The organism is Herminiimonas fonticola (assembly GCF_040395855.1).
In the GTDB taxonomy this organism is placed as follows: domain Bacteria; phylum Pseudomonadota; class Gammaproteobacteria; order Burkholderiales; family Burkholderiaceae_D; genus Oxalicibacterium; species Oxalicibacterium fonticola_A.
The window spans coordinates 1-5,184 of the sequence record NZ_JBEBPO010000130.1; the positions used below are offsets into that span (position 1 = coordinate 1).

Sequence of the window (5,184 nt, forward strand, 5' to 3'; positions counted from 1 at the left end):
TCCAGGATTGTGATTCCTGTTGTCGTGGGTTCGAGCCCCATCAGCCACCCCACTGACCTGTTTTAAATCAACGAGTTACCCCATGTGGGTAACTATCTCGCATCAAACTTTCCAACGGTTTTACAAAGTTTCCAACGGCACGCCGATTCAACGGAAGCATTCTGCCTCATCCGCACGCCTTACCAGGTGCCGCATATTCGCAACTATTTCGTCGGCTTTGGCAGCATCTTGTCGAAGGCCGTCTGTAAATTCGACTGGAAGAAAAGCTGCGGCAGCAGTTCCTTGTCCATCACTTCCGGCCTCGCCGCCTTTGGCTCCGCTGGTGTGTCTGCATTGGAGTATCACCGTGCCGAAGTATCGGTCGTTGAGAACGTGCCTGACTTTATGAAGTGGGCGCTGTTTCAGACTTGGTGTGGCGCCCTTCGCGACTTGGGCTATGCCATTGCGTCGCACATAGTTGATTCGACAGATCACGACGTACCGCAACACCCTTAGTACTAACTAAGAGCAAGCACCCTTAGCAACTTACCCTGCCACGCCGTGAGCATATTTCAGCCTCAAGCATCATTGATATGGAGGCCGGTAAGTGGTCGTCAGTAGATAAGTCTGGCAGATCGGCCGCAACACTTGCCTGGTTCGTGCCGGCCGCGCTGCTTTTGGCGATTCTTTTGTGATGCCGTTCTACGCTAGCGGACCCGGCCTGACTGGTCGAAGCCTTGATCGCCCTATCGGAACGATAACCACGCGTGACCGCTGGGCGGTAATGAATGGTGATCATATGCCATGCTGCTGACGGATGAGAACCGCACAGCAATGAGATCGGCCTGACTACATCCTACCGAGGAGCGCGAAAGACGCGCTATTCATGCTGGGGAGTGCAATACCGCCGCCAGTAATTCGCAACAGACATTATTCAAGAAATTGCAAGGGTCGCATGACCACCCTCGCCTATTACAACGAACTCGATTGCTGCATTGATGCTATCAGCAGTTTCCTTTTTTGGCTTGACCAGGTGGGCAATGCCGCTGATAACCGCCGCCATCAGGATCAACAACTACAGAGCCGCCCGGCGTATAAACCGCGCAAGCGCCCAGCCCCAACAACATTAAGCAAGCAAGTATTTTCTTCATGGAAACAGCCTCAAAAGTAGTTTCGAAAAGTATATAGGAGATTGCAATGAGCAATACGGAAATGCGCGAACTTGAAGGCGCTCTAGCGCAAGCGACCTTACCCAAACAGTATTGCATACGGTGCGATGCTTATGTGCATGTCTAAGCCAGTCACGAGCGTGCTCTCGAGCCCCAATCAGCTCTACACTCTCCCCTAAGGCTGCGACACCACAGCGGGTTAGTGCAATCATCCTCTCACTAGTTACATTGTCGTTGCACCTCTTCTCGACAATATAACCTTTAGCAAGCAACCATCGAATAGTTCTACTGGCCTGTTTACAGTCGTTGACTGTGCAGCCTCCCAAAACCCCCATAGCAACCTGTCACGTAGTTGCATATCGGCTTGATCTGCATGGGCCGACAATATCTATTTACAATGGCTCAAATCATCCATTCCCACATCTTCCGAGATAGCAAGGAGCCGTCATGATCTTCAGACAGTTGTACGAACCTCTCTCCAGTACCTACACTTACCTGCTGGGATGCGAAGAAACCGGGCTCGCTATTCTGATTGATCCTGTGATCTCGGCCATGGAGCGCGATCTGATGGAGGTAAAGCGCCTTGGCTTGAGTCTGGCGTGTACTGTCGATACCCATATCCATGCAGACCACATCACCGCAGCGCGTGAGTTCAAAAAAACGGTCGGCAGCAAAATCGCCATGCCGGCCTATGATCGGCTTCCCTGCACCGATATCGGCATTGAAGAAGGAACGCCGCTGCAAATCGGCAGCATCGTCCTGCAACCATTACATACCCCGGGACACACGGACGGGCATTTTGCCTACCTGTTCGGCGACAGGATTTTTACCGGCGACGCCTTGCTGATTGAAGCTTGCGGCCGCACCGACTTTCAGAACGGCGATGCCGATGCCTTGTACAAGAGCGTGCAGGAAAAACTGTTCACCTTGCCGGACGACGTACTCGTGTATCCGGCACATGACTACAAAGGTCGCCGGGTTTCTTCAATTGCACAGGAGAAGGAGCGCAATCCACGCTTGGGCGGCGGCAAAACGCTGGAAGAATTCAGGGAAATCATGGCGAATCTCAAGTTGCCCTATCCCACCTTCATCGATTATGCCGTGCCGGGAAATCGGCAGTGCGGCGTCTGTCCCTCCGATTTGCCGGACCAACTGGCGACCTACTGCCACCAGATGACAAGCAGCCCGCAAGGCTGATCACCGCATTTCTTAAGCGCACATTCTGTTGGGCCAATAAAAAAGCCGTCGCTAGCGACGGCTTTTTTAGCTTGCAACACTGCGCGATATCAATGTCCGGACAAGGCAGCTTCAGCAGCTTCGTTTTGCTTGCGGATTTTTTCTTTTTCAGCATCTTCGGCGCTTAACGGCGCTGCATCGGTCGCAGTTGCTGGTGCAGCCTCGGATGTTGCTGCTGCAGGTGCAGTCGCTTCCGTTTTTTCGGAATTGCAAGCGGCCAGGGACAGGGCCAGCAAAATTGCGGCGAATAAAGACTTGTTCATTGTTCTTCCTTTTGGTGATTCTGAATTCATGTAAGTTCAAACGACTGCTGATGAATATCGTTTGATACGGATAGTCTTGCGACGCCATGCTGCATGCGTCGCTGAAGTTTGGCAGCACTATAAAATATGTTAAAGAAACGGTAAATTGTGGACTTCCCTTAGCCAGAGCACGAGTGCGCACAAGCCCCTGCACTGACATTGCGGCTATCATAGGCAAGGTCGTCACTTACTCGTCTACACACATGACTCACACTCTGCTCGATACCAAGGCACTGGAAGACGTGCTGGAAGAATTTGCCGACGCGCGCGACTGGCAGCAATTCCACTCACCAAAAAATCTGGCCATGGCCCTGACCGGAGAGGTGGGCGAATTGGTGGAAATTTTTCAGTGGCGCACTGAAGAAGAATCATGGCTGGTCGCGCAGACACCGGAAACAGCACAACACGTGCGGCAGGAGCTGGCCGATGTTGCCTTGTACCTGATACGCCTGGCTTCCGTGCTGAAGGTCGATCTGAATGCCGCGATTCAAGACAAGCTGCTCATCAACGCAAAGAAATATCCGCCACTGTAGAATGCGTCCCGCGCGGATCTTGACGATGATTCACCATCATTCATAAATTTTTGAAATTTTCCATGACCAATACTTTCAGTACACGACAAAATACTGCCAGCACATTTACCGAATGGCTGCGTGAGCAAAATCAGGCCAACTGGGATGCCGCCATCCAGCACCGTTTCATCGATGAATTATTTGCCGGCACGGTTGCCGACAATGTGCTGCAGCATTATCTGGTGCAGGATTATCAATTCATCGATCGCTTCGTCGCACTGCTAGGCGCAGCAATCGCCAGTGCCGATCTCTTCACATCGCGCGTGCGCTTTTCCCGCTTTGCCGCGATGATCACCAGCGATGAAAATACCTACTTCCTGCGCGCTTTCGATGAATTGGGCCTGCCTGAAAAATACCGTACAACGCCGCCGCTGACTGCACCGACCAGGGCTTTTCAGGACTTGATGACAGAATCCGCTGAAAGCCGGATTTATCCCTTGTGCCTGTCGGTGCTGGTCGTTGCCGAGTGGCTGTACCTGAGCTGGGCCGATCGCCCTGGCGCCGCCTTGCCGGAGCGCTTCATCCATGCAGAATGGATTACGCTGCATAACAATCCGGCCTTTGCCGAATTCATCGGCTGGCTGCGCGCCGAACTCGATCGTACCGGTCCGCTGCTGAATGAAGAAGATCAGGCGCGTTGCGCCGCCATGTTCGGGCGCGCAGTGGCGCTGGAACGCGCGTTTTTCGATCACGTTTATACACCGCTCGACTACTCATGAATCCCGGCCCGGCCGCATGCTGCGACCGGCCATCTTCATTAAAGGAACACGATGTCTTTTACTGCTGAAATCTGGAAAGAAAATTCCGCCCTGTTTGAAACCATACGCACGATGCCTTTCAATCAGGAACTTGCCGCCGGCACCCTGAGCCAGGAACGCTTCCGTCATTACATGATCCAGGATGCGCATTACCTGGTCGCTTTCGGCCGCGCCCTCGCCGTCGCTGCCGCCAAGGCCGACAACAGCGATGAAGTCGCACAATTTTCAGAAGCTGCGCACACTGCCATCATTGTCGAGCGCAGTCTGCATGCCGACTTCATGGAACAATTCAATGTCAGTCCGGCGACTTTTGCCGCCACACCGCTTTCGCCCACCACGCATCATTACAGCAGCTATCTGATTGCGACCGCATGGAGCGCTTCATACCCGGTCGCGCTGGCATCCCTACTGCCCTGTTTCTGGATATATGCCGAAATAGGTCGCGACATTCTTGCGCGGGCCGCAAAAAACAATCCTTACGATGCATGGATCGCCACCTATGCCGGCGAAGAATTCCATGCGGCGGTACGCGATGTCATCACAACGGTCGACCGCGTGGCCAGCGTGGCCAGCGCAGAGACGCGCCGCGACATGCATAGTGCGTACACGCATGCAGCAAAACTGGAATGGATGTTCTGGGATGCAGCTTATCGCCTGGAGCAATGGGCAGTCTGACCGGCTGGCGCGATACCCGGTTTTTCAGCTGTCATATACAGCTGAAATTCGTTATGATCGAAGCAGGGTGAGCGACGGCTGCGTACGAAAAACATATTTTCACCTCGCTAACATTTCACATCAGACAGGAGCCCAAGATGGACGAAGAAAATTTCAATCTCAGTATGCGAAAATTCCTGAAAATGGTGGGTGTCAGTTCCCAGAACGCCATCGAAAAAGCGGTGGAAAAAGCCATTGCAGAAGGAAACATCAAGGGTAGCGAATCGTTCCCGGCAAAAATGACGCTGGATATTGAAGGCATCAAACTGCACATCGCATTTGATGGAGAAATACGCCTCCAATAAACAGGTGGCGCTTTCAGTCTTTAAAGACTTACATGTAAAAAATCAGACGCACAGCAATGGGCGTCTGATTTTTTTTTGCTGTATCCACGATGCCATGCAAGGCAAGTGCATCGGATCTTGCCACTATTATTTGATATACGCTGTTACAG

Annotated in this window: 8 protein-coding genes; 7 read left to right on the forward strand and 1 reads right to left on the reverse strand. The window is 52.6% G+C overall.

What is annotated here, in order from left to right; genetic code table 11:
* Positions 1 to 84: 84 nt before the first annotated feature.
* From ABWP27_RS12105 to ABWP27_RS12115, 3 genes are all read left to right on the forward strand, one after another.
* The gene (locus ABWP27_RS12105; protein WP_353157172.1) at positions 85 to 495 is read left to right on the forward strand and encodes a hypothetical protein; all 411 of its coding nucleotides are present in this window, start codon (positions 85 to 87) and stop codon (positions 493 to 495) included.
* A 439-nt stretch (positions 496 to 934) separates the two neighbouring features.
* The gene (locus tag ABWP27_RS12110; RefSeq protein ID WP_353157191.1) at positions 935 to 1,150 is read left to right on the forward strand and encodes a hypothetical protein; all 216 of its coding nucleotides are present in this window, start codon (positions 935 to 937) and stop codon (positions 1,148 to 1,150) included.
* Between the two features lie 445 nt (positions 1,151 to 1,595).
* Positions 1,596 to 2,345, forward strand: a complete 750-nt coding sequence (locus ABWP27_RS12115; protein WP_353157175.1) for an MBL fold metallo-hydrolase — start codon at positions 1,596 to 1,598, stop codon at positions 2,343 to 2,345.
* Positions 2,346 to 2,434: 89 nt separating this feature from the next.
* Here ABWP27_RS12115 and ABWP27_RS12120 read toward each other — a convergent pair whose 3' ends face one another.
* Positions 2,435 to 2,647 (reverse strand): hypothetical protein, encoded by a 213-nt coding sequence (locus ABWP27_RS12120; RefSeq protein WP_353157178.1) that lies wholly within the window; start codon positions 2,645 to 2,647, stop codon positions 2,435 to 2,437.
* Between the two features lie 242 nt (positions 2,648 to 2,889).
* On the opposite strand from ABWP27_RS12120, the gene ABWP27_RS12125 reads away from it, so the two are divergent.
* The 4 genes from ABWP27_RS12125 to ABWP27_RS12140 all read left to right on the forward strand — a co-directional run bounded on the left by ABWP27_RS12125 (position 2,890) and on the right by ABWP27_RS12140 (position 5,035).
* The gene (locus tag ABWP27_RS12125; RefSeq protein ID WP_353157181.1) at positions 2,890 to 3,219 is read left to right on the forward strand and encodes a nucleotide pyrophosphohydrolase; all 330 of its coding nucleotides are present in this window, start codon (positions 2,890 to 2,892) and stop codon (positions 3,217 to 3,219) included.
* Positions 3,220 to 3,281: 62 nt separating this feature from the next.
* A complete protein-coding gene (locus tag ABWP27_RS12130) occupies positions 3,282 to 3,977 on the forward strand; it encodes a TenA family protein (RefSeq protein ID WP_353157183.1) in 696 nt (231 codons plus the stop codon).
* 51 nt (positions 3,978 to 4,028) lie between these two features.
* Positions 4,029 to 4,691 (forward strand): thiaminase II, encoded by a 663-nt coding sequence (gene tenA / locus ABWP27_RS12135; protein WP_353157186.1) that lies wholly within the window; start codon positions 4,029 to 4,031, stop codon positions 4,689 to 4,691.
* 137 nt (positions 4,692 to 4,828) lie between these two features.
* Positions 4,829 to 5,035 carry a DUF6494 family protein gene (locus tag ABWP27_RS12140; protein WP_353157189.1) on the forward strand — a complete coding sequence of 69 codons (207 nt, stop codon included), beginning with the start codon at positions 4,829 to 4,831 and terminating at the stop codon, positions 5,033 to 5,035.
* The last annotated feature ends 149 nt before the right edge of the window (positions 5,036 to 5,184 follow it).

Bases quoted from the DNA above. Each gene is read 5' to 3' on its own strand.
- ABWP27_RS12110 (WP_353157191.1), top strand. From the start codon at position 935: ATGACCACCCTCGCCTATTACAACGAACTCGATTGCTGCATTGATGCT.
- ABWP27_RS12115 (WP_353157175.1), top strand. From the start codon at position 1,596: ATGATCTTCAGACAGTTGTACGAACCTCTCTCCAGTACCTACACTTAC.
- ABWP27_RS12120 (WP_353157178.1), bottom strand. From the start codon at position 2,647: ATGAACAAGTCTTTATTCGCCGCAATTTTGCTGGCCCTGTCCCTGGCC.
- ABWP27_RS12125 (WP_353157181.1), top strand. From the start codon at position 2,890: ATGACTCACACTCTGCTCGATACCAAGGCACTGGAAGACGTGCTGGAA.
- ABWP27_RS12130 (WP_353157183.1), top strand. From the start codon at position 3,282: ATGACCAATACTTTCAGTACACGACAAAATACTGCCAGCACATTTACC.
- tenA (WP_353157186.1), top strand. From the start codon at position 4,029: ATGTCTTTTACTGCTGAAATCTGGAAAGAAAATTCCGCCCTGTTTGAA.
- ABWP27_RS12140 (WP_353157189.1), top strand. From the start codon at position 4,829: ATGGACGAAGAAAATTTCAATCTCAGTATGCGAAAATTCCTGAAAATG.